Source organism: Paraburkholderia sp. XV (assembly GCF_020177535.1).
GTDB lineage: Bacteria > Pseudomonadota > Gammaproteobacteria > Burkholderiales > Burkholderiaceae > Paraburkholderia > Paraburkholderia caribensis.
Genome location: NZ_JAGUUD010000005.1, coordinates 98,921 through 121,946 on the forward strand (window position 1 = coordinate 98,921; position 23,026 = coordinate 121,946).

General features: G+C 65.5%; 21 protein-coding genes. 13 read left to right on the forward strand and 8 right to left on the reverse strand.

Annotated elements, in window-relative coordinates:
* Positions 1 to 4 precede the first annotated feature (4 nt).
* Genes sctR through sctU form a run of 5 tightly spaced genes read right to left on the reverse strand, consistent with a single transcriptional unit; the run spans position 5 to position 5,631 of the window.
* Positions 5 to 661: a type III secretion system export apparatus subunit SctR gene (gene sctR, locus KFO72_RS04480; RefSeq protein WP_007579477.1), complete on the reverse strand. Its 657-nt coding sequence runs from the start codon at positions 659 to 661 to the stop codon at positions 5 to 7.
* Positions 639 to 1,841 carry a type III secretion system cytoplasmic ring protein SctQ gene (sctQ, locus tag KFO72_RS04485; RefSeq protein ID WP_225031490.1) on the reverse strand — a complete coding sequence of 401 codons (1,203 nt, stop codon included), beginning with the start codon at positions 1,839 to 1,841 and terminating at the stop codon, positions 639 to 641. The genes sctR and sctQ overlap by 23 nt, the downstream gene beginning before the upstream one ends.
* An 18-nt stretch (positions 1,842 to 1,859) precedes the next feature.
* Positions 1,860 to 2,420: a type III secretion system protein SctP gene (sctP, locus tag KFO72_RS04490; RefSeq protein ID WP_225031491.1), complete on the reverse strand. Its 561-nt coding sequence runs from the start codon at positions 2,418 to 2,420 to the stop codon at positions 1,860 to 1,862.
* Positions 2,421 to 2,428: 8 nt separating this feature from the next.
* The gene (sctV, locus tag KFO72_RS04495; RefSeq protein WP_225031492.1) at positions 2,429 to 4,513 is read right to left on the reverse strand and encodes a type III secretion system export apparatus subunit SctV; all 2,085 of its coding nucleotides are present in this window, start codon (positions 4,511 to 4,513) and stop codon (positions 2,429 to 2,431) included.
* Between the two features lie 44 nt (positions 4,514 to 4,557).
* Positions 4,558 to 5,631 (reverse strand): type III secretion system export apparatus subunit SctU, encoded by a 1,074-nt coding sequence (gene sctU, locus KFO72_RS04500; protein WP_062918124.1) that lies wholly within the window; start codon positions 5,629 to 5,631, stop codon positions 4,558 to 4,560.
* A gap of 244 nt (positions 5,632 to 5,875) precedes the next feature.
* On the opposite strand from sctU, the gene KFO72_RS04505 reads away from it, so the two are divergent.
* From KFO72_RS04505 to sctC, 10 genes are all read left to right on the forward strand, one after another.
* A complete protein-coding gene (locus KFO72_RS04505) occupies positions 5,876 to 6,469 on the forward strand; it encodes an HrpB1 family type III secretion system apparatus protein (protein ID WP_225031493.1) in 594 nt (197 codons plus the stop codon).
* 15 nt (positions 6,470 to 6,484) lie between these two features.
* Positions 6,485 to 6,877 (forward strand): type III secretion protein, encoded by a 393-nt coding sequence (locus tag KFO72_RS04510; RefSeq protein ID WP_060608317.1) that lies wholly within the window; start codon positions 6,485 to 6,487, stop codon positions 6,875 to 6,877.
* Positions 6,877 to 7,677: a type III secretion system inner membrane ring lipoprotein SctJ gene (gene sctJ, locus KFO72_RS04515; RefSeq protein ID WP_405083895.1), complete on the forward strand. Its 801-nt coding sequence runs from the start codon at positions 6,877 to 6,879 to the stop codon at positions 7,675 to 7,677. The genes KFO72_RS04510 and sctJ overlap by 1 nt, the downstream gene beginning before the upstream one ends.
* Before the next feature lie 8 nt (positions 7,678 to 7,685).
* Positions 7,686 to 8,414, forward strand: a complete 729-nt coding sequence (locus KFO72_RS04520; protein WP_225031494.1) for a type III secretion protein HrpB4 — start codon at positions 7,686 to 7,688, stop codon at positions 8,412 to 8,414.
* Positions 8,399 to 9,181: a type III secretion system stator protein SctL gene (gene sctL, locus KFO72_RS04525; protein ID WP_225031495.1), complete on the forward strand. Its 783-nt coding sequence runs from the start codon at positions 8,399 to 8,401 to the stop codon at positions 9,179 to 9,181. Before KFO72_RS04520 ends, sctL begins: the two co-directional genes overlap by 16 nt.
* Positions 9,178 to 10,575 carry a type III secretion system ATPase SctN gene (sctN, locus tag KFO72_RS04530; RefSeq protein WP_225031496.1) on the forward strand — a complete coding sequence of 466 codons (1,398 nt, stop codon included), beginning with the start codon at positions 9,178 to 9,180 and terminating at the stop codon, positions 10,573 to 10,575. Before sctL ends, sctN begins: the two co-directional genes overlap by 4 nt.
* Positions 10,572 to 11,069 (forward strand): type III secretion protein, encoded by a 498-nt coding sequence (locus KFO72_RS04535; protein ID WP_225031497.1) that lies wholly within the window; start codon positions 10,572 to 10,574, stop codon positions 11,067 to 11,069. The genes sctN and KFO72_RS04535 overlap by 4 nt, the downstream gene beginning before the upstream one ends.
* The gene (sctT, locus tag KFO72_RS04540; protein WP_054932286.1) at positions 11,066 to 11,941 is read left to right on the forward strand and encodes a type III secretion system export apparatus subunit SctT; all 876 of its coding nucleotides are present in this window, start codon (positions 11,066 to 11,068) and stop codon (positions 11,939 to 11,941) included. The genes KFO72_RS04535 and sctT overlap by 4 nt, the downstream gene beginning before the upstream one ends.
* Before the next feature lie 255 nt (positions 11,942 to 12,196).
* A complete protein-coding gene (locus KFO72_RS04545; protein ID WP_054932285.1) occupies positions 12,197 to 13,651 on the forward strand; it encodes a helix-turn-helix transcriptional regulator in 1,455 nt (484 codons plus the stop codon).
* A gap of 51 nt (positions 13,652 to 13,702) precedes the next feature.
* Entirely contained in the window at positions 13,703 to 15,502 is a 1,800-nt protein-coding gene (sctC, locus tag KFO72_RS04550; RefSeq protein WP_225031498.1) for a type III secretion system outer membrane ring subunit SctC, read from the forward strand.
* An 8-nt stretch (positions 15,503 to 15,510) separates the two neighbouring features.
* On the opposite strand, the gene KFO72_RS04555 is transcribed toward sctC, so the two are convergent.
* The gene (locus KFO72_RS04555; protein WP_225031499.1) at positions 15,511 to 16,755 is read right to left on the reverse strand and encodes an NAD(P)/FAD-dependent oxidoreductase; all 1,245 of its coding nucleotides are present in this window, start codon (positions 16,753 to 16,755) and stop codon (positions 15,511 to 15,513) included.
* 549 nt (positions 16,756 to 17,304) lie between these two features.
* Here KFO72_RS04555 and KFO72_RS04560 point away from each other — a divergent pair.
* The gene (locus tag KFO72_RS04560) at positions 17,305 to 18,363 is read left to right on the forward strand and encodes an acyltransferase family protein (RefSeq protein ID WP_225031500.1); all 1,059 of its coding nucleotides are present in this window, start codon (positions 17,305 to 17,307) and stop codon (positions 18,361 to 18,363) included.
* Between the two features lie 20 nt (positions 18,364 to 18,383).
* Here KFO72_RS04560 and KFO72_RS04565 read toward each other — a convergent pair whose 3' ends face one another.
* A complete protein-coding gene (locus KFO72_RS04565; RefSeq protein WP_062918849.1) occupies positions 18,384 to 18,851 on the reverse strand; it encodes a CBS domain-containing protein in 468 nt (155 codons plus the stop codon).
* A 1,055-nt stretch (positions 18,852 to 19,906) separates the two neighbouring features.
* Here KFO72_RS04565 and KFO72_RS04570 point away from each other — a divergent pair.
* Both KFO72_RS04570 and dctA read left to right on the forward strand, forming a co-directional pair.
* Entirely contained in the window at positions 19,907 to 20,875 is a 969-nt protein-coding gene (locus KFO72_RS04570; protein ID WP_054932280.1) for a LysR family transcriptional regulator, read from the forward strand.
* A complete protein-coding gene (gene dctA, locus KFO72_RS04575) occupies positions 20,872 to 22,179 on the forward strand; it encodes a C4-dicarboxylate transporter DctA (RefSeq protein WP_062918111.1) in 1,308 nt (435 codons plus the stop codon). Before KFO72_RS04570 ends, dctA begins: the two co-directional genes overlap by 4 nt.
* A 39-nt stretch (positions 22,180 to 22,218) precedes the next feature.
* Here the strand turns inward: dctA and KFO72_RS04580 are convergent, their stop codons facing one another.
* Positions 22,219 to 23,001 (reverse strand): substrate-binding domain-containing protein, encoded by a 783-nt coding sequence (locus KFO72_RS04580; RefSeq protein ID WP_224099350.1) that lies wholly within the window; start codon positions 22,999 to 23,001, stop codon positions 22,219 to 22,221.
* Between the last annotated feature and the right edge of the window lie 25 nt (positions 23,002 to 23,026).

A 23,026-nucleotide genomic window follows, 5' to 3' on the forward strand; every position in this document is an offset into this window, starting at 1 on the left:
GCGCCTACCGGTAGCCGAGAATGAGGCCATGCATCAGCGTGGACCAGCCGTCCATCGCGACGAACAGCAGCAGCTTGAACGGAATCGCGACGTTGGTCGGCTGCACCTGGTTCAGGCCCATCGCCATCAGCACGTTCGCGATCACGAGATCGACGACGATAAAGCCGATGTAAAGCAGAAAGCCGATCTTGAAGGCGTCCGTGAGTTCCGTCAGCGTGAACGCGGGCGCGAGCACGATCAGGTCGGTGTCCTTCAGCGCCTTCGCCTGCTGCGCGGGCCACAAGGCCGTCGCCGAGCGCAGGAAGAACTGCCGCTCGCGCGACTGCGCATGCGCTTCGAGGAACGTGCGGAACGGCTCGCGCGCGGCGGCAATGCCCGCCGTCACGTTCTGCGTGACGTTGCCGGGCGCCTGATTGGCCTGCATGCCCTGCATCGCGGAGAACGCGACGGGCGCCATGATGTACACCGAGACGATGATCGCGATGCCGTTGAGCACCATGTTCGGCGGCACCTGCTGGACGCCGAGCGCGTTGCGCAGCAGCCCGAGCACGACGACGATCTTCATGTACGACGTGACCACCATCGCGATGAACGGGATCACGCTGATCGCCAGCACGACGATCAGCAGCCCGGTGATGTCACCTGTCTGAATCGCCGGCATATGCCATCCTCGTGATACGTACGCCAAGATGTTCGCCGACGCAGACGATTTCGCCATAGCCGACCGTTTGTCCATGAGTGACGAGCCGCACAGGCGTATCGAGCACGGGCGCGGCCAGTTCGATCAGATAGCCGGGCCGCAACGCGGCGAGTTGCGCGAGCGGCAGCGCCACGCTGTCGATTTCGAATTGCACGGGCAGATCGAGCAGGCCGATGTCGAGCGGAGCGTCTTCGTCGTCGTGCTGCCGGGTGCTGTGCGAGCCGGTTTCGGAGCTTTCGTCGGGCCCGGCGGCTGCCGTTTCGTGCCGCGTTTCGTCGTCGCCGGGCAGCGTGTCGGGCCATTCGGCCTGCAAGGGTTCGTCGTTCATGAAGGGTTTCTCTTCTACAGTGACCTGCGTGCCGTTAATCACGACACGCGCATGTATGCGCCGCATGCCCGTTGCCGTCGCGCCCCATGTGGCGCGCGCGGTGCATGCGGCGCCGCGGTTCAGCGCTTGCGCGACGGAGGGCCCAAAAGCGCGCAGAACGACATCGCCGGGACGCAGCGACTGCAATGCGGCAAGCGGCACGTTGCGTGCGCCGAGCGCGATCGACCCCGCGACCTTTAGCGTCGATGCCGACGCATACGCCTCCGTTGCAAGCCGCGACGGCAACGCGGCGAGGCGTTTGTGCAGCACGTCGAGCGTCGCGCCGGATGCGCTGAGCGAAAGCCGGTGCATGACGCCCTCGTGCAGCAACGCGACGTCGAAGCGTTCGCCGCTCGCAACGCCCGCAGGCGCGCGTTCCACCGACGCCACACGCCAGCGCCCAAGGTCCGCTGCCTGAAAGCGCTGCACCAGCGGTGCGAGCAATGCATTCGCGAGCGTGCTGCGCAAGGCGTGCCGCGCGCGATCGCCCGCGCTTGCCGCTACGATCTGCAACGCGGGATAGCGCGCCAGATCGAGTTCGATATCGAGCGTGCCTTCCAGATGCGCGAGCACGATGCGGCCCGCTTCATCGAAGGCCGTGTTGGCCGCGTTGGCCGTATTGGCCGTTACCGTCGGCGTGATTTCGAGCGCATCGATTGCGCCGAACTGGCGCAACGCTTCGAGATGACGCGCATCGCACAGAATGCGGGCGGCACGCGCCGCATCGGGCGTGACGCGGCGCAGCTTCTCTGCATACGGTTGGTCGCTGGACACAGTGGACAAGGGCGTGGGCTAGTGGATAGTCAGTTCGAGCGTGCGCGCTTCGCCTTGCGACGCGAGCAGTTGGCGCAACTCGCGTTCGAGCAGGCCGGCATGATGCAAGAGTAGTTCGCGCGTGTCGGCCGACTCGACATCGAAGCGAAGCAAGAGAACCGCTGGCGAAAGCGTCAGATGCAACTGCGTGCCAGGCAGCCGTCGCGGATCGATGCGCATGGCGACTTCCCAGTGGCCTGCCTGACGGATCGCGGGATTCGACGCAAACTCGGCGATATGGCGTGCGAGCCCATGCGCGAGTTCGAGCATCTGCTGCTCGCGGCGCAGCACCGCCGCGACCACGCGCTGACTCGCGCTGCCGATGCGTTGCGCGAGCGAGTCGTCGGCATGATGTTGCTGGCTGGCCTCGTCGTCGAGCGACGCGGCGAGCCGGGCGTCGGGCGACGGCGTGTCGTCGCGTCGCAGGAGCGCGGCGAAATCCGCGTGCCGCGCGCGGCGCAGGCGCGCGCCCGCCGAAGCAGGCGGCGTCTGCGTAGGCGCGGCGATCACGCGCACGGGACGCGATGGGGTTCTCGACATGCGTTGCCTCAGGCCGTCACGTGACCGATCGGCTGCAGTTCAAGATGTCCGCCCAGTTCCTGATACGAATAGACGGAGAGCCAGCCGAGCCGTCCTTCGATCATGCGCCGCACGTAGCGCCGGATATCCATCGACGTGACGAGCGCGATGCCGGGACGCGGCGCCAGCCCCGCGAACGATTCGATGCTGTCGACCAGAAAGTTGATCTGGTCCGGCGGCAGCGCGAGGTAATTGCCCGTCGGCGTCTGCTTGATCGCCTGGCGGATATGCTGTTCGACGGGCGCGTCGAGCAGGATCGCGGGCAGAATGCGCGCGCCGAGCGCGGCCCGGTGCGCGAGAAAGCGCGCGAGATCGCCGCGCACGTACTCGGTCAGCATCAGCACGTCTTTCTCTTTCGGTCCCCACGCAATGAGGCTTTCCATGATGTTGCGGATATTGCGGATCGGGATCTGTTCTTCCAGCAGACGCCGCAGCACGTCGGCGATGCGCTGCGGCGGCAGCACTTTCTGCACCTCGGCGAGCAGGCCCGGATACTCGATGCCGAGCTGTTCCTGAATCCACTGCACTTCATTGACGCCGAGAAAGAGCGACGCATTGCGCCTGAGCAACTGCACGCTCACATGCGCGATGACCTGTTCGGCGCGCCAACCGGTGGTCTTGTCGGCGAGCGTGGTCTCGTCGTGCCAGTAGCTTGGCTGCGTCGTGCCGTCGATCGGTTCGCGTTGCTCGCAGCGTTCGGCGAGCGCTTGCGCCTGCGTGTCGTCGGGCTGCGTTGCGAGCCGTTGCGGCAGATCGGCGAGCAGGACCTTGCCTTGCGGCAGTTCGAGCGTGAACGACGGCACGTCGTGCATCAGGAACTCGCAGGTGGACGGCGCGAGCTTCTCGCTGATCCACATGTGAATGCCGGGAAACGGCAAGCCGAGTTCTTCCTGCAGCGACGTGCGCTCGGTTTCGAAGGCGTGATTGAGCCGCTCGACGGCGAGGCGGCCGCGCAAGTCCGGCGCAAGGCGCACGCCGAGTGCGCAGGAGAATGCGGGCGGCACGCTGGAAATGGCGGGCGTTTCGCTCTTCGCACCGGCGCGCTGCATCGAGTGCACGGCTTCGAGGTCTTCGAAGGCGCGCGACGGACCGCGCTTCTTCAGCTTCCATGCAGTGAAGCCGAGAATGCCGCTCAACACCAGAAAGAGCGGCCACGGAAACCCAGGCACGGCGGCGAACGCGACCAGCAGCAGCGCTGCGAAGCCGAGCGCGGGCGCGCTGCCCATCAGCTGCTTGCCGATCTCCGCGCCGAGCGAGCGTGGTTTCTCGTCGCGGTCGTCGGCCACGCGCGTGATCATCACGCCCGCCGCAACGGACAGCAGCAGCGCGGGCAATTGCGCGACCATCGCATCGCCGACCGAGAGAATCGAAAAGCGGTTGGCCGCTTCGCCCGCCGTCATGCCGTGATACAGCACGCCGACGGCCAGACCCGCGACGATGTTGATCATCGTGATGATGAGGCCGGCGACGGCGTCGCCCTTGACGAACTTCATCGCGCCGTCCATGCCGCCGTGCAAGGCGCTTTCCAGTGCGAGCGTGGCGCGCTTGTGGCGTGCCTCGTCGGCGGTCAGCAGATTGGCGCGCAGGTCGGCATCGATGCTCATCTGCTTGCCCGGCATCGCGTCGAGCGTGAAGCGCGCGCCGACTTCCGCGACCCGCTCCGAGCCTTTCGCGATCACGATGAACTGCACCAGCGTGATGATGATGAACACCACCATGCCGACCACCAGATTGCCGCCCACCACCAGCTTGCCGAAGCTGTCGATGATATCGCCCGCTTCCGCATGCAGCAGGATCGACTTGGTCGATGCGATGCTGAGCGACAGCCGGTAGAGCGTGGTGAACAGCAGTATCGACGGGAACGCGGACAGCGAGACGACGCTCGGCACATAGAGCGTGATCATCAGCAGCGTGACGGCCGTTGCGATGTTCAGGCCGACGAGGATGTCGATCATGAAGAACGGCAGCGGCAGGATCATCAGCGAGACGATCGCAACGATCATCACGAGAATGCCGATCTCGCCGCCGGCGGGGAGTTTGAGTGTCTTGAGCATGAGCGTGTGTGGAGCGAAGCGGGAGTGTGTAGTAGGGCGGGTCTTCAGCCGGATAGCGACGGCGCCGCATCGGCTTCGCGTGGCAGCGCGAGCGAATCGACCCAGCGCAGGATCGCGGCGACGGCTTCGAACAGTTCGTCGGGAATCGGCTCGTCGAGCTCGACCTTGTAGAGCGCGCGCGCGACGGGCGGATGGCCGACGATCGGCACGCCCGCGAGCTGCGCGTCGCGGCGCATCTGCAGCGCGGCTTCGTCCATGCCCTTGGCGATCACCACGGGCAGTGGATATTCGTCTGGCGCGTAGCGCACGGCCACCGCGTAGTGCGTCGGGTTCACGACCACCATGCTCGCGGTCGCGATCTTGCGCGGCGCGGAGGTCGCAAGCTCGCGCGCGAGCCGGCGCCGCTCGCCCTTGATGATGGGGTCGCCTTCGTCCTGCTTGAACTCGCGCCTGATTTCGTCCTTGCTCATTTTCTTGCCGCGAATGAAGAGGAATTTCTGCAACTTCAGATCGACGCCGCCGAACACGACATACAGCGCGGCCGCGACCGCGAGCAGCCGGATCACGACGAAGCTCGCGAGCTTCGACAACTCGGGCAGTGACTGGAACAGGGAACCCGTGACGAGCGGCAGCAAGCCCGTGATCGTCTTCCACATCACGATAGCGAGCACGATGCCCTTGATCGTCATCTTCGCGAGTTCGAGCAGCGACTTGAGCGAGAAGATGCGCTTGATGCCCGCCATCGGGCTGACGTTCTCGAACTTCAGACCGACGGCTTTCATCGAAATGACGATGCCTGTCTGACCGGCGAGCGCGGCGACGGCGGCGAGCATCGCTGCGCCGAGCGTCGGCAGCAGCGCGCCCGCCATGCGCGAGCCGATCTGGCTCAACGCGAGCAGCAGCGTCGTCATGTCGTGCGGCCCGGCGACGAACTTCAGCGCGATCGAAATGCACGAGCGCAAGCCATCGACCATCCTGTCGCCCGTCGCCATCAGCATGCCGACGCCCGCGGCCAGCAGCGCGCCGTCGACGAGGTCCGTGCTCTTCGCGACCTCGCCGTCCTCGCGTGCCTTGCGCAGGCGTTTCTCGGTTGGCTGTTCGGTTTTGTCGTCGCTCATGGGTGCTCCCTCCTGTGCACCGTTATGTGCTGGCGCAGTGTAGGTTGGGCGCGGCAGCGCCTGTGCAGCCGGGGCGAAGCCCCGGGCACGAACACGAAGCAGGGCAAGACGGCACGTTCGGGGCGCCGCCAGGTTCGCTTTCGCGCGACTCGCTTCGGTTGCAGCACGAGCCTCGCGGCGCCTGCCTGATACCTTGCGTAGCGATGACGCCCAGCGTCCTGTTTTCACCAAGAGGGTCCACGCCATGCTCGCCAAATCATCGCAACCTGCTTCCTCTCACGCCGCGCCGGACTACCTGCAATGCGGCGATGCAACCTTGAACGCGCTGATCGAGATTGCATCGGCGGGGCTGTTCCGGCATTTCCCGCAAGCCAGCGGCGACACGACTGATATCGAGCTGGTGCTGGACGCGTTGCGCGCGTTCCGTCCGAAGGTGGCCGAGATCGATACGCTCGCGGGCGTGCTGCACATCGTGAACGGCCGCTGGGAAGAAGCGTCGCGCACGCTGCGCGACGTGATCGACGCGGCGCCGTCGTTCGCCTACGCGAAGGGTATGTATGCGTACTGCCTCGCGGCGCAGAAGGACGCCGGCTGGCGTCAATGGGCCGACCAGGCGCTCGAAGGCGAGGCGGGCCCGGAGACGCGCGCGCTGGTCCGTGCGCTGACCGTGCGTGCCGATCTCGAAGCCGCGCGTGCGAATCATCGCGGCGGCGAGTTCGTGCTGCCGGCGTCGTATCTCGACCTCGCCGAAGAGCAGGAGCGCGAGCAGACAAAGACAGCGCGACAGCCGTCCGGCGACGCGCCCGCGTTCGCGTCGCACGCGTTCTTGCGCGCCTGACAAGAGGAACCCTTCATGTCGATCTCCACGATTGCCGAAGCCGCCGTGCACGCCGCCGCCGATGCCGCGAAGCCCGAAGCCTTGCCGCAGATGCCCGCGCCCGAATCCGTCAGCCGTTTCGAAGACCTGATGCAGCAGCCGCTCGCCACGCCCGGTAACGACGCGTCGCAGCACGCGGGCAACCATGTCATCGACGCGATCCGCAAGCAGGACGGCCAGATGGAGGCCGCGCTCGAACAGGTCGAAACCCTGAGCGCGAACGCCGCTTCGCTCACGCCGACGCAGCAGATCGCGGCGGCTGCGCAGGTGTCGCTGAACCTGTCGCTCGCGCAGTTCGATTTCCAGACCAAGATGGCCGTGGTATCGGCGTCGAAGTCGTCGGCCGAAACGCTGATGAAGAACCAGTGATGAGCATGGCAACCCTGACTCCGTTCACCAGACGCATGCTGACGGCCAGCGTGCTCGTGGCATGCGCGCTGCTGGCGGGCTGCAAGAAAGAGCTCTACACGGGTCTTGCCGAAGAGGACGTCAACGAAATGACGGTTGCGTTGCTGGAGCGAGGCGTACCCGCCGACAAGAGCACGCCGGACGGCGGCAAGACCTACACGCTTCAGGTCGGCGACGGCGACATGGTGCGCGCGATGCAGGTGCTGCGCGAAAAAGGCCTGCCGCACAGCAAGTTCGACGATCTCGGCAGCCTGTTCAAGAAGGATGGCCTCGTCTCCACGCCGACGGAAGAGCGGGTGCGTTTCATCTACGGGCTGTCGCAGGAATTGTCGGGCACGCTGTCGCATATCGACGGCGTGCTGGTCGCGCGCGTGCAAATCGTCATTCCGAACAACGATCCGCTTGCGCAGACCATCAAGCCGTCGTCCGCTGCCGTGTTCATCAAGTACCGTCCGGGCCTCGAACTCGATGCGCTGGTGCCGCAGATCAAGAACCTCGTCGTGCATAGCGTCGAAGGACTGTCGTACGACCAGGTCAGCGTGACGGGCGTGGCGGCCGATCAGGTGGATGTCGATAACCGCGTGAGCGCGCACGCGCCCGTCTGGCCGTTCGTGCTGAGCGGGCTGTTCGCGCTGATGGCGGCGGGCATCGGCGCGGGTTATGTGTTTCGTGCGCGGCTGGGCGGCATCGTCGCGCCGCTCAGGGCAAGTCTTGCGTCGCTCGTGCAACGCCTGCCGCGACGCAGGCAGAAGTCCGCATGAGCATGGCGATGGCAGCATCCGCCGCGATGCCGCGGCAACGGTCTAAAAACGAGCCGCGTCTCGCACCCGCCGACGCCGCGCAAATTCTGCTCGGCTGGCAACGCAATGCGCGCAGCGCGTTGAAGTGGCTGCATCGGGACTGGCTCGCAACCGCACTGGGCATCGATCCGGCGTCCCGTCACGAAGCCGCGCTGGCCGCGTTGCGCGAACGGTGCGACGAAGCCTGTTCGCTCGCCATACTGCGCGTGCTGCTGCCTTCGCCGCCGACGCTCGACGCATTCATCGCCAGGCCCGCCGTACGGCTGGACGCGCTGCCCGTCGCAACCGGCTTGCGCGTGTTGCGGATGCAGGCCTTGCTGGCGCGGCGCGCGGAAGTGCGGCGTCTGGTCGATCGGAGCACGCGCACGCGCCTCGCGGACTGGATCGGTTGTCCGCTCGACGATCTGCTTGGCAAGGCAGTACCCGAAGCGCCGTCGCTGGCCGACGCGAAACGCGAGCGTGCCGGCACGCTCGCGCTCGGCTCGCTCGATGCCGATGCGCTGGCGCTCGAAGGGTTGGCACGGCTGCCGCTAATGGACACGTCCCCGATGATGCTGCGACTCGCGCTGCCATGTGCGGACGCCGGGCCGGCCACGGCGCACGCGAAGCCTTCGGAAGGCAACTGCGAAGATGCGTTCGCGTTGCTGCGCGAACGCCTCGTTCCTCTTTTGCCGGAGTATGCATGGTTATCTGGCTGAGCCGTCCGCGCGAAGCGCACGCGACGCCCGACACGGGTCGCAACGACACGCGCAAGGGCAGGAACGAGCCGCGAGTCGGACTTGTCGGCGATATCGTGCCGCGCGAGACGTTCAGCATGCTCGCGACGATCGACGATGTATACGGTCGAGTCGAGGCCGAACGTCAGGCGATTCTCGCCGCCGCGCAGATCGAGTGCGAACGGCTGCTTCAGGCGGCGCGCGATGAAGCAAAGGCGCTGGTCGCATCGGCGGCGCGAGAGCGTGAAGCGGCGTCGGAGCAGGGCTATGCGGAAGGCGTCGCGCGAGGCGAAGCGCAGTGGATCGAGCGCGTTGCAGCGCTGAGCGCGGACGCGCAGCGCCTGCAACAGGGCATGCGCAACCGGATGGCCGAACTCGTGATGCTCGCCGTCGAGCAACTGGTGCGCGCCGAAAGCGCGCAGGCATTGTTCGCGCGGGCGACGGACACGATCGACCGCATCGTCGAAGGCTCGGCGAACCTGCGCGTGAGCGTGCATCCCGCGGATCTCGACGCAGCGCGCGCCGCATTCGGCGAGTTCGACGCGCGTCTGCGCCTGCTGGGTCGACCCGTGCCGCTCGCGGTGACGGCAGACCCCCGGCTGGAACCGGGCGCATGCGTGTGCGAGTCCGAGCTGGGCATTGTCGACGCGAGCCTGACGACACAACTCGATTCGATGCGCGCGGCAATCGTGCGGGCGCTGAATTCCTCGCTGAACATCCACAGCGCGCAAACCGGGACACACGCATGAGCACGACGGCCTCGAAGCAATCACCGCAAGCCCCGGCGCTGGCCGACGTATTCGGCCTGCACGAACACGGCTTGCGCGAACTGGGCGGCGCAATCGAGCGCGAGATTCGTGCGCTGTTGCCCGTGCGTCAGACGGGCAAGATCGCCGAAGTGGTCGGCACGCTGATCAAGGTCGCGGGCATCGACCTGAAGCTCGGCGAGTTGTGCGAGCTGCGTACGCCGCAGGGCAAGCTGTTGCAGCATGGCGAAGTGATCGGCTTCACGCGTGAGCATGCCGTTGTGTCGCCGTTCGCGCAGTTGACCGAAGTGTCGCGCGCGACGCATGTGATCGGCTTGCAGCGGCCCTTGTCGGTGCCCGTCGGCGATGCGCTGCTGGGCCGGGTGGTCGACGCGCTCGGCCAGCCGATGGACGGCCGTGGCCCGATCCAGGCAGAACGCAGCCGGCCCATTTTCGCCGACCCGCCCAACCCGATGACGCGCCGCATGATCGAGCATCCGATGGCGACGGGCGTGCGCGTGATCGACGCCATGACGACGCTCGCGGAAGGCCAGCGCATGGGTATCTTCGCGCCGGCGGGCGTCGGCAAGAGCACCTTGCTCGGCATGCTGGCGCGTGGCGCGCAGTGCGACATCAACGTGATCGCGCTGATCGGCGAACGGGGCCGGGAAGTGCGCGAGTTCGTCGAATTGATTCTCGGCGAGCGGGGCATGGCGCGTTCCGTCGTCGTATGCGCGACGTCGGACCGTTCGTCGAGCGAGCGCGCGAAGGCGGCTTACGTCGCCACCGCGATTGCCGAGCACTTTCGCGACGAAGGCAAACGCGTGCTGCTGATGATGGATTCGCTGACGCGCTTCGCGCGCGCGGGCCGCGAGATCGGACTCGCAGCGGGCGAGCCGCCCGCGCGGCGCGGCTTTCCGCCTTCGGTGTTCGCGGAGTTGCCGCGTCTGCTGGAGCGCGCCGGGATGGGCGAGCGCGGCTCGATCACCGCGCTCTACACGGTGCTCGCCGAAGACGAGTCGGGCAGCGATCCGATCGCCGAAGAGGTGCGCGGCGTGCTCGACGGTCACCTGATCCTGTCGCGCGAGATCGCCGCGCAGAACCGCTATCCTGCCATCGACGTGCTCGGCAGCCTGTCGCGCGTGATGTCGCAGGTCATGCCGCGCGAGTTCATGGCGTCGTCCGCGCGGCTGCGCAAGCTGCTCGCGAAGCATCGTGAGGTGGACATGCTGCTGCAGATCGGCGAGTACCAGCCTGGCACCAATGCGCTCGCCGACGAAGCGATCGCGAAGATCGACGCGCTCAAGGCGTTCCTGTCGCAGCCGACGGATGCCTACGCGGACCCGGCTGAAACCGAGGCCGCGTTGCACGAACTTGCGCAGGGTGACGCGCAATGAGCGCGCCGAAACGGCAGATCGCTGCATTGTCGCGCGCCGTGTCGCGCCGCCAGCGCACCGAACAGGACTTGCGCGCGCGGCTCGCGCAACGCGTCGCGGCACGCTTGCCGCTGGTGGAACGCGAAGCGCAGGCGCGCGGGCGCGCGGCGGAACTCGAAGCGCAGGCCCGTTCGTACCGGCAGCGCATCAGCGCGATGATGGCGGGTGCCGAGCCGTTTTCGATCGACACGTTGACAGCGATCCGCCTGTATGCGGACGAGGTCGACAGACAGTTCGCCACTGCATCCGACGCCGTGACGGCAGCGCAACAGGCGCTCGCCGCGCACGATGCGGAAATCGCGAGCACGCGCGGCGAGATCGCCAGGAACCGTGGACGCATCGACCTGTGCGAAAGGCGCATCGGCACGTTGCAGCGCGTGCTCGACGGCATCGCCGCCGACGCCGAAGACGAAGACATAGAGGAGACGGCGCTCGCGCGCCTTGCACGCGGATGAACGAGCTGTTGCAGTTTTATGGCCCCTGGTTGCTCAGGCACCTTGCCGTGCTCGGCGTCTGCTCGCTGCGGCTCTACGCGATCATGACGCTGTTTCCGCCCACCGCCGACGGCGTGCTGCAAGGCCGCCTGCGCAACGGTGTCGCGTTGAGCTTCTCGCTGTTCGTCGCGCTGGCGCAGCCGGAGTCGTTCGCCGAGTCGCTGACGGGTTTCGCGCTGGTGGTCACGAGCTTGCGCGAAACGCTGATCGGCGTCGTAATGGGCTTCGCGGCGGCAACGGTTTTCTGGGTCGCGGAAGGCGCGGGCATCTATCTCGACAATCTCACGGGCTACAACAACGCGCAGTTGAGCAACCCGATGCTGTCGCAACAATCCACGCCGTCCGCGACGCTGCTTGGCCAGATTGCGACCGTTGCGTTCTGGTCGCTCGGCGGCATGCAGTTTTTGCTGGAGGCGCTGTACGAGTCGTATCGATGGTGGCCGGTTGCATCGACGCAGCCGATGTCGACCGATTTTCTCGCCGTGTTTGCGATGCATCAGACGGACACGCTGATGCAGACCATCGCGAAGCTCGCCGCGCCGATGCTGCTCGTCCTGCTGCTGATCGATCTCGGTGCGAATCTCGCGTCGAAGGCCGCGCAGAAACTCGATCTGAGTGCCTTGAGCCAACCCATCAAGGGCGCGGTGACGGTGCTGATGCTGGCCGTCTTCGCGGGGCTGTTCGTGCATCAGGTGCAGGATCAGCTCGACTTGCGGCTCTTCAGGGAGCAGGTCCGCGCGATCGCGCAACTGAGCGATCGCGGCACCGATCTGAAGCCCGGTGCGCAGACTCATCGTAACGAGCGCAACGGGCGCAACGATATCGCGCCGTGATGTGGGCGGCCCGCGCGCAACCCGCGCGCAACAAAAGAAGTGAGCTTTGTTGAGGGTTCTTGTCTGCCGCGCGCGCCAATTCTCAACTTTACTCAAGCCTCAACGGTTTCCTCTGATTATTGAGCTTTTCAGATTTCTGCCTGGCTACAGTGCATTCCGTCACCGCGACTTCATCAGCAAGAACGTCGCAATCGTTTCAACGCGCTCGCGCGGCGTCATCCCGACGGCCGCGCGCGCTCCACGACGGAATCAGCCATGCTCGTTACTTACTACTTCCCGTATGTGTCGATGCTCAACGCAGCGTCGGTGCCTTCCAGCGTCGTCGATCTGATCCGCAACGGTCATGTGCATGCCGCGGCGGCCAATGTGCAGCGGCTCGTCGATAGTCACGACGATGCGCCGCCTGCCGCGCTGCTGCAATTGCAGGGCGATCTGCAACTGTCGCTCGGCATGGAGGTCGATGCCGACGACTCATACCGCGAAGCGCAAAAGCGCATGCGCGACGACAAGGACGGCATGCGCTTCGCGTCGTGCCGCAACGCGGGCTGGCAGGCGCTGTTCCGTTACCGCTACGGCACCGCGATGTCGTGCTTCATGCAGATCGCCGATCATCCGCTGGCGAGCGCGGCGCTGCGGCTCGATGCGCTGTTCGGCGCATTCGGCGTGCTGTTCAGCGTGGGCCGTTTGCGCGATGCCGATGCCGTGCTCGATACGCTCGAAGACCTGCTCGACGAAGCGGCCTCGAACGGCGCGTTTCATCATGCGGACGGCTGGCAGCGTCTGTTGAGCACCGTGCGCTTCGACGTCGAAGCGCAGAGCACGCTGCGCTCGCGTGCGGCGCTGTCCGATCACATCTACTGGCAAGTGGGCCTGACAGGCGACGCCGCGCCGCGCGTCGCGCCGCAGCGGCCCGCCGCGCTGCGCCTGCTGACGGGCGCGATCGAAGACCCGTTGCTGCGTGGCCGCGTCGAGTTTCTCGATGGGCTTGCGCGGCTGGCGGGCGGCGAGCGTGAGGCGCAGCAGCGGATCGTCGCGCATGCGGAGTGGGCGGGCAAGCAGGGCATCCAGAACTATCAGAGTGCGGTGCGTATCGAGATCGTGCTTGCGAGTCTTGCGGGCGGCGTGTCGTCGCTGGCCGAGTCGGTGCTCGTGCTGCTGACGGCCGAGGTGCGCATGCCGCAGAGCCACCGGCAACTCGAGTATCTGTATTGCCTCGCGAAGCTGCGCCATTTGCAGGGGCGCAGCGGCGAGTCGCTGGAGCTGTACACGCGCTACGCGCTGGCCGCCGTCAGTTGCATCCGCGACGAAGCGGGCGCGCTCGCGCGCTACGGCCAACGCATCGCGCGCGCGCCGGAACAGCTCGACGATATCGGCACGCGGTTGCCTGCGCGTTATCGTCGCGCGTACCGGTATCTGCTCGACAACCTGGAGCGCAAGGATCTGTCGATCCGCGAGATCGCCGCGCAAGTCGGCGTGACCGACCGTGCATTGCAAAGCGCGTTCAAGACGAGCCTCGGCTCGACACCGACCGAGATCATCCGCCGCCTGCGCATGGAGCGCATTCGCGCGGAACTCGAAGCTGACGACAGCGCGCACGAGCAAGGCATTCTCGCGACAGCCGTCAAGTGGGGCGTCAGCAACCGCTCGACGCTCGTCAACAGCTACCGTCGCGAATTCAACGAATCGCCCTCGGACACGCTGAACCGCTGAGATTCTTTCGAGACCATTCCGCCAGAACCACACCTATACCGAGCGTCGAACATGAAACTCACATTCCGTCACCGCGCGATCGCGGCTGCCCTGTTGCTGATGGGCCTGAACGCGGGCCACGCCGCGCCGATCACGTGGCGGCCCGGCGAAGTGCATATATCCGTGGAAAGCCGCGATCTCAAAGACGTGCTGCGCGACTTCGCGGCGAGCCAGGGCATTATCGCGACGATCGCGCCGAACGTGCAGGGCACCGTGTCGGGGCGCTTCGATCTGCCGCCGCGCAAGTTCATCGACACGATGGCGGCGACGTTCGGCTTCGTGTGGTTTTACGACGGCAGCGTGCTGTCCATCAGCACCGCCGACGACGTGACCACCAAGGTCATCAAGCTCGACTTCGCGGGCACGCAGAGCCTGCGCTCGACGCTTAAACAGATCGGGCTCGACACCGACCGCTTCCCGATCGTCTACGACCCGGAGCAGGGCGTTGCACTGATCACCGGGCCGCACCGGCTGATCCAGCTCGTCGACGAAGTGGCCGCGCGGCTCGACCAGAACGCGAACCGCCGCACGGGCAGCGAAGTGCGCGCGTTTCCGCTGCGCTACGGCTGGGCGGCCGACCACACGATCACCGTGAACGGCAAGACCCAGGTCGTGCCTGGCGTCGCGCATGTGCTCGCGAGTCTCTATCACCCGGAGCGCGACAGCGATCCGCAGGGCACCTCGCGCGCATCCGCCGACGGCACCGCGAACCTGCAACAGGTCAGCCCGTATGCGGACGTGCAGGGCGGCACCAACGGCGGCTCGCCGTACAACAACGGCGGCGTGAATCCGCCGCTGCCCGATGTGTTCGCAGGCGTGACGGCGGCGGGCGGCGGGCCCGTTGCGATGCCAGGCGCGGGCGGCGTGGGTGGCACGCAGGGCGGCGCATCGGGCAGCGGGCCGCAGAGCGCGGGCCGCGCGGCGACGGCGGCCGTGCCGGACGGCGCGGGCTCGCTGCCCGTCATCCAGGCCGACGCACGGACCAATTCGGTGCTGATCCGCGATCTGCCCGATCGCGTCGGCCAGTACCAGCAGCTGATCGACCGGCTCGACGTGAAGCGCAGGATGGTCGAGATCGAAGCGCACATCATCGAGATCGACGACGGCGCGTTGAAGCAACTGGGCGTCGACTGGCACGCGCATTCGAGCCACGTCGATTTCCAGACGGGCAGCGGCAGCGCCAACGCGAACAACTTCAACGGCACGGTGAGCCCGACTTTCTCGTCGCTCGATACGGCGGGCAATCTGGTCGCCACGGCGACGCCGACGGGCGGCTCGCTCACGGCTGTGATCGGCGACGCGAGCCGCTATCTGCTGACGCGTATCGATGCGCTGGAGCAGACCAATCTCGCGCACATCGACGCGAGCCCGAAAGTGGCGACGCTCGACAACGTCGAAGCCGTGATGAACAACAAGACGCAGTTCTTCATTCCCGTCTCGGGTTTCACGTCGAGCAATCTGTTCAGCGTGCAGGTCGGCAATACGCTGCGCGTGCTGCCGATGGTGGTCGATACGAACGGCGTGCAGCAGATCAAGCTGCAGGTACACGTCGAAGACGGCCAGCCGACGGGCAACAGCGTGAAGGACATTCCCGAGATCCGCACCAGCGAGATCGATACCGAGGCCGTGGTCGGCGAAGGGCAGAGTCTGCTGATCGCCGGTTACCGGATCGACAACGACTCGACTCTGAATACGGGTGTGCCCGTGCTGTCGAAGATTCCCGTGCTCGGCGCGCTGTTTCGCTCGCGCACGCATCAGAGCAGCCACATGGAACGGCTCGTGTTGCTGACGCCGCGCGTGATCGAATTCTGAGCGCGGCTTCAGTCCGCGTCGCGGACCGTGTAGGGCGGCGCCTGCACGACGGGCGCTGCCGCTTGCAGGATGTCTTCGCGGCGCTTCGTGCTGGGCGGATAGATACGCTCGCAGTTGATCGTGCGCTTGGTCTGCTTCGCGGCAGCCCCTTGCGACGCGAGGCGGCGTTCCCAGCCTTCCGTGTAGACGGCGCCCCACGGACCGAGATCGAGAATGGTCGTGTACCAATCGATGCAAAGCGGCAGCATCGCGAGGCCCAGCAGGTCGCAAACGGCGTTGTGCCCCGCATGGCGCCCCATCGGGCGGCTGTGCTGGCAGGACATCACGGATGGCCGCTTGCCGTCGATCAGGATGCGCGCGCAATCGCCCGCTGCGAAAACGCCGGGTACGCCGTCGACGCGCAGGAAGGCATCGACGGGCACGCGTCCGAATGCATCGGGTGTGACGGGGAATTGCGCCGTCAGCGGACTGGCGCGCATGCCGCCGCACCAGACCACCGTTGCGGCGTCGATGGGTTCGCTGTTTGTCAGTTGAATGCCGTCGCGTGTGACGGATTCGAGCGACACGCCCGGCCGAAGCTCGACGCCTTGCGCGCGCAGCGCTTCTTCGATCACCGGCTGCGCGCCGCCCATCGCCTGGCCGATCTTCGCGGAGCGGTCGGCGAGAATCACGCGCACCTCGGCGCTCGCGTTGCCGCCTGCAATGCCGCGCAGACGCGCGGGTAATTCGGCGGCGAGTTCGACGCCCGTCAGGCCTGCACCCACGACGACCACCGTATAGCGTCCCGGCGCCTCGGGACGTTCCGGCAAGTCAAGCAGATGTGCATGCAGCTTCGCGGCGCCGTCGAAGGTATCGACGTCGAAGGTGAACTCGCGCAGCCCGGGAATGGCCGGGCGCGCCAACTCGCTTCCCGCTGCGAGGATCAGGCGGTCGTAGCGGATCCATTGAGTAGATGAATCGCCGGATTCGAAGCCGACGCGACGATCGGGCAGATCGATCGAGCGGACCATGCCCTGAAGCCGCCGCACGCCTGCCGGATCGAGCACGTCGGCCAGCGGCACGAGCGTGGCGTCGAGCGGCTGCTCGTAGTTGCGCACGCGAATGCTGTGATACGGCGTGCTGTTGATCACGACGACTTCGACCTGATCCGCGGGGACGCGCAGCTCGTCGAGCTTGCGCGCCGCGCCGAGCGCGCTCCACAGTCCGGCAAAGCCGGCGCCGATCACTACGATCCGCTTCGTGTCCGTTTCCATGTCGGGCGTGCTCCCTGGATTGGAGTGTGGGGCGCAACGTCATTGGTTGCGCGTGAACCTATCTGTGTGCGAGCGTCGACATCCGGTAATCTTTGCGTTTCCTGTCCACCTTCTGTGCGCCGCCTAACAGTAGCGCCTTTGGGCAAACATTACCATCGCTGGGAGTGGACGTTCGCGCGCCATTTTTTCGACCCGTTTGCCGCTATATGTGTGGGACCTCGCGCTGATCCGGCCTCGATACGCTCTATGATCGGGTCGTGACTACCGCGATCGCAAGACAGAATTCGACGCTTCGGTTGGAATACCGCCGTCTGTCATTACAAACTCCAGTTCAAGCGATGAAACCATCGTGCTCCGGATCGCATGAGTGCCCGGTGCGAACGGGTGTGTCTCACACGGGTCGACGCAGCGGCGGCGATGAAAGATTTAGTCAGGAATACTGGTAAAAGGCACGATACCCACGGCGATCCTGTGACCGCCGCGACCGTATCTCGGCCTTCTCAGGGCTGGAGCACAGCCAGGTACGGTTTACTCATCAACGGGTGAGCGATGCGCAGGCTGAATTCAATAAGAATCCTTCGCGCAGTCACAGCGACGACTGTCGTCGTGCACCACGTCCTGATACAGGACGGGCGGATGTTCGGCGAATTCCGCGTCGACGTATTCTTCGTACTAAGCGGCTTTGTGATCGCGCTCGCGCTCGAAGCGGGCACGCACAGCGTGCGTGACTTCGTCACAAGCCGCCTGGTGCGGATCGTGCCGCTCTATTGGCTCGCGACGTTGCTGGTGTTCTTTGGCGCGCTGCTTAGACCGGATCTCTTCAGTTCGACGACCGCCAACATCCCTGCTCTGCTGAAATCGCTTTTCTTCATTCCATACAGGAAAGAGAGCGGCCATATGTTTCCGATGCTGTTCGTCGGCTGGACGCTGAACTACGAGATGCTCTTCTACGCGACGTCGGCGCTTGCGCTGTGGCGGTTCCGGCGGCATGTCCCCTTGATATTCGCGGCGATCACGCTGATGCTCGCCACGCTGTTTCTGATCGCAAGCCTCGCGCATTCGAGCCGGCCGATCGTCGAATTCCTCGCCTATGACCGGTTGCTCGAATTCCCGTTGGGTATCGCCGTGTGGTTCGTATGGAGGAAAGGGGTGCGCATTCCCGTCGCGCTGGCCGCGACGGGAGCCGTCGCGATGTATGCGCTGATGACCTGTATCGAACGGGTATGGCCGGACATCTCCCCGCTTCTGGGAAATGGCGTGCCGACCTGTCTGCTGCTGCTGAGCACGCTGAGTCTCGAAGGGCGCGTGGTGGACAGCGCGTTCACGCGCGGATTGCTGTATCTCGGCGATGCGAGCTATGCGACCTACCTCAGCCACCCGTTCGTCATCGAGGCAATGCGCAAGCTGGTCCCCAAAGTCGTGCATGGTTTCGATGTGCGCTCGCCAACAGGGGTGATCCTCGCGATCGTGGTGGCTTCGGCGGTGGGTTGCGTGGTCTATCGCTACGTCGACAAGCCGTTGCATCGCGCGATCGGGCGCCTGATCAAGGTCAAGCGTGCCGTCAATGCGCCTGCTGCGGGTAAGGACGCGTCTTGCCGTGTGACCTGAGGGGCGGCCGCGCGTGAAGCCTAGTAGGCACCGCCCGTATCGACGGACAGATAGAGCATGTCATGTTCGAGAAGGTTGATGAAATGCTCGTCTTCCTGGATCAGCTCCTCTAGCACGTCGCTGTTGGACAGCACGCCGATAACCCGTCCGGAATCGATCACGGGCAGATGCCGTATCCGCCGGATATGCATCAACGCGAGGCACTGTTCGCACGTGTGCTCGGGCGTGACGTAAAACACCTGGGTCGTCATGATGTCGCCCACCTGGGTCCCGGCGGCGCTGCGGCCGGCCAGTTCGACCTTGCGGGCGTAGTCGCGCTGCGACAGGATGCCGACAAGATTGCTGCCCTGCAACACCAGCACGGTGGTGACATCCTCGTCGGCCATCAGACGCAGCGCCGTTAGCACGGCGTCCGTGGGGCCGACCGAAATCACGTTCCGGGGGTTCTCGGACAGAATTTGCCGGGCGCTCTTTCTCTCCTGTTTCATGATCGTCTCCACGAGAGGACGGACAGCTGCGCACGCCGGCGCCATCGATCTGCTTACGTGCCTGCCCGTTTTTCAACGATGGTTCATTCAAGTGTAGTCGCTTCGTGGAGGTGCGGATCCGGCGTCGAAGGCCCCGCCCGGTGTGGTCGGGCATGTGGCGGCCGAGGGGCCGGTTACCGAACGCCGTTGAAGGTGCGCCGGGCGAGATGTCTGACGGTCTGTAGCGTTTGGCGGGTTGGCGCTGGATATCGAAGCTTGCGGGAGCTTTCGCGATGCTGCGACGGGCCGTTCCGGGCCGCGGCGAACGGCGTACACTGCTAATACGGCGAAACTGCCGTGTCGGAGGTTGCTATGGCCCGAAAGTTCTCTGATATCTTCAGGCGGCGCCCAGTGACAGGCGCCCCTGACGACGCAGCCCACGGTGAATCTCAAGCGCAACGAGATGAGCACACGCGGTTTTCACCGGCGCAGGCCAAAAAGCTCTGGGAGACGATAGGTCGTCGTCGCCACAGAGATGCGCGGGGCCGCTAGCGTAAGCTGCCTGCGGCGACTGCGCCCGCAATCACCGCAACGGCGGGGCTGAATCGAATGGCCTGTTCGCCCCGCTCCATTCATCTGCAATCGCGCGGCGAGTGACAATGCTGTCTGTCGCGATGAATCAGGCGCTCAAAGCCCGCCCGTCTCGATGAGAGGGCGGGCTTTTTTTGGCGCACATCGCGGAAGACCGTGTCGGGGGGCGCCCGCTTCGCAACAGATCGCTCGGCATAGCGAAATGATTTGACGGGTTGCATACGAGCAAGCTGCAGCGCTTTCCATCGAACGCGGGTCTTTTCGGGAAGCGCCGGACCGGCGAGGAGCAGGCTGTGTAAAATCCGGGTTCGAGAACCTTCACAGACTGCCGTCCATCCGACGCGATGCGCGCATGATCAGCCTTGATATGAGCCCAGCGCTGCTCAACTGCGGCAGTTCCGGAATCTGACGCGGCACACCCACAATGTCGGTCGACCTCGTCTGGATTCACGCAACATATCAACACCGACAATGCGGAGAGGGGCGTGGCCGTCAACTTCGACCTGAATGACTTGCAGGCGTTTCGAGCCGTTGTGGAACTGGGAAGCTTCCGCAAGGCCGCCGACGCGGTCAACATTTCCCAGCCGGCCTTGAGCCGCCGCATCGACAAGCTCGAGGCGGCGCTTGGCGTGCGCCTCTTCGAGCGCACCACGCGCAGCGTCACGCTCACCACCGTCGGGCGCGTGTTCGCCCCGAGCGCCGAGCAACTGCTCGACGATCTCGACGTCGCGCTGCTTGGCATCCGGGATGTCTCGTCGAGCCGCCTGGGTCATGTGACGATCGCCTGTGTACCGTCGGTGGCCTACTATTTCCTGCCAAACGTTGTCGCGAGTTATCACAGCCGTTTTCCACGCATCCGGGTCAAGCTGCTGGATTCGAGCGCGAACGAGGTGCTTGGCGCCGTCATCAGCGGCGAAGCCGATTTTGGCGTGAGCTTCATGGGCAGCCAGGAATCGGAGGTCGAGTTCAAACTCCTGTTGCAGGAGCGCTTCGTTGCCGCGTGCCGTCGCGACCATCCGCTCGCGCGCAAGAAGCGTGTGAGCTGGAACGAGCTTTACGAGCACGAGTACGTCTCCGTCGACAAGACCTCCGGCAACCGCCTGCTGCTCGATCAGGCGCTCTCCGCCGTGGCCCCGCGTGTGCCGAGCGTCTGCGAGACGCGCCACGTCACGACCATGCTTGGGTTGGTCGAAGCGGGGCTCGGCGTCGCGGCCGTGCCTTCGATGGCCATGCCCGGGCGCGAGCATCCCATCCTGACCAGTGTGCCGCTGGTCGATCCCGTGGTGAAAAGGCGCGTCGGCATCGTCACGCGGCGCGGACGGCCGCTCACGCCGGCCGCGCAGGAGTTTCACCGGACGATCATTGAAATGAAGCGCGGCGTTGCCGTGAACGGCGATATCGAGAGCAGCGGTGTGAACACGAAAGAGAAAATCAGAAGGAAGACAGCATCGTGACGTTGGCAAGGCCGCTTCGGTTGCTCTACGTGCAGGTCTTGCTGGGCATGGCGCTCGGCGTGAGTCTGGGGCACATCTGGCCGCAAGCCGGCGCGTCGCTCAAGCCCCTCAGTGATGCATTCGTCGGTCTGGTGCGGATGATGATCGCGCCGATCGTCTTCTGCACCATCGTCTCCGGCATCACGTCGCTAGCAAGCGGCTCGACGATCGGACGCACGATCCTCAAGGCGCTGGCGCTCTTCTATCTGCTGACGGCCATCGCGCTCGTCATCGGCCTTGCAACCGCCTACGCGCTGCGCCCCGGCGCGGGCATGCACATCGACCTGCGCCACCTGGACACGAGCCTGCTCGCGCAACTTGCCGCGCACTCGCCGCCGCGCGGGTTGGACGAGTTCGCGTTGAACCTGATCCCCGAGACGCTCGTCGGGGCGTTCGTGAAGGGCGATGTGCTGCCCGTGCTTCTGCTTTCGCTGCTGTTCGGTTTCGCGCTGAATGCGAACCCGCGTGCGGGGCGGGCGGTGCTCGAACTCATCGACGGGGTCGCCGACCTGCTCTTTCGCATTCTCGCGATGATCATGCGGCTTGCGCCCGTGGGCGCGTTCGGCGCGATGGCATTCACGGTGGGCCGCTTCGGCATCGGCTCGGTCAGCTCGCTCGGCATGCTGATGGTGTCGTTCTATCTGGCGTGCCTGCTGTTCGTCGCGCTGGTCCTTGCGCCGCTTGCACGGCTGCACGGCTTCGCGCTGTGGCGGTTGTTGCGCTACATGCGCGAGGAACTGGTGATCGTGCTCGCAACCTCTTCGACGGAACCTGTCCTGCCGCGGTTGATCGTGAAGCTGGAAGCGCTTGGCTGCGACAGGGGGATCGTCGGCCTCGTTCTGCCAGCCGGCTACTCGTTCAATCTCGACGGCACTGCGATCTATCTGACGCTGGCTTCCGTGTTCATCGCGCAGGCGTGCGACATATCGCTCACCTGGCCGCAGATCGCGACGATGCTCGCCGTCATGCTGCTCACTTCCAAGGGCGCGGCGGGCGTGTCCGGCAGCGGGCTCGTCGCGCTCGTCGCGACATTGACCGTGATTCCGGATTTGCCCGTCGCGGGCGTGGCGCTGCTGGTGGGAATCGACCGGTTCATGTCGGAGGCGCGCGCCCTGACGAGCGTGATCAGCAATGCGTGCGCGGTCATCTTCGTTTCGCAGTGGGAAGGGGCCTGCGACCGCGTGCGTCTCCTGCAGATGCTGCGCGGCCCGGCGCCGCGCGACGCGGACGACACTGACGCCCCCGCCGCGAACACGCCAGGCTGACGGGCAGGCGGCTCACGGCACGCCTTCCGGCTCGCCGTATCAATGCATCGTGACGGAATCGAGCCCGGTTGATCTCACTTCGGGTTGTACTTCGGGCGAAGCGAGATAGTCGAGGAGGGCTTTGGCCTCCTTCGGATGCTGTGCGCCGATGGGGATGCCCGCAGCGTAGCGCGTGACGGACTGCAGGGACTCGGGAATCTTTCCGACGAATGTCGCGCCCTTGACGGGTAACAACTCGCTCACCTGCTGGAAGCCGATTTCGTAGTCGCCGTTTGCCACCACCGACGCCACTGGAATCTTCGGAATCATCTTCGCCTTCGGCTTGACCTGATCCTCGATACCGAGCCGCTTGAAGAGTTCGCGCTCGATATACACGCCGCTCGCGCTGTCCGAGTAGGCGATCGACCCGGCGTGCAGCAGGGCTTGCCTGAGCGCTTCGACCGAGCCGATGTCGGGCTTCGCCGCGCCGTCGCGCACGACCATGCCGATGCGCGAATCCGCCAGTTCGACCCGCGACCCGGGGACGATCTTGCCTTCCTTGATCAGATCGTCGAGTGCGTAACCGACCATGATCACGACGTCGGCGGGCTCGCCGCGCGTAAGACGGTTGGGAATCGCCTCCGGCGATTTGCCCATCGAGGGCCCGAGCGCCGTGTCGAGCGTATTGCCCGTCGCGGACGCGAATTTCGGGCCGAGCGCCTTGTACGCGGCGGTGAAGCCGCCCGAGCTCATGACGTGCAGGTCGGCGGCCTGGACGCTCGCTGCCGCCGTCGACGTTGCCACGAGCGCGACGGTACAAAGTTTCAGAAGAAGGTTTTTCATGGATGAAGGTGTATCGGGTTGCGTA